The organism is Pseudomonas sp. SWRI51 (genome assembly GCF_014268825.1).
Lineage (GTDB): Bacteria > Pseudomonadota > Gammaproteobacteria > Pseudomonadales > Pseudomonadaceae > Aquipseudomonas > Aquipseudomonas farsensis.
Genome location: NZ_JABWRG010000199.1, coordinates 1 through 265 on the forward strand (window position 1 = coordinate 1; position 265 = coordinate 265).

A 265-nucleotide genomic window follows, 5' to 3' on the forward strand; every position below is an offset into this window, starting at 1 on the left:
GCGAACTGCTGGGGATATGGAACAGCATGCGGTCGGCATCGACCTGCACTTCATGCAGGTTGCGTTCGACCAGATTCAGTAGTGCGCCCATGGTGATCTCCCGATAATCTATCCGTTGGAAAAACCGTGCCTGCTGCCCTTATGGCAGCGGCGGGTTGTTCCAGCGCTGGACGGTGACGATCATGTGGCCTTCACCCGTCTGCCCGCCGTCAGCCAGCGTGGCAATGACTTTCAGGTTGCCGGCGTTGTTGGTCATCATCTTGCG

The 265-nt window shown here is 58.5% G+C and carries 1 protein-coding gene; it reads right to left on the reverse strand.

The window, feature by feature from the left end:
* Positions 1–139: 139 nt before the first annotated feature.
* The coding region (locus HU720_RS24000; protein WP_186523649.1) for a hypothetical protein at positions 140–265 on the reverse strand (126 nt) is incomplete at its 5' end.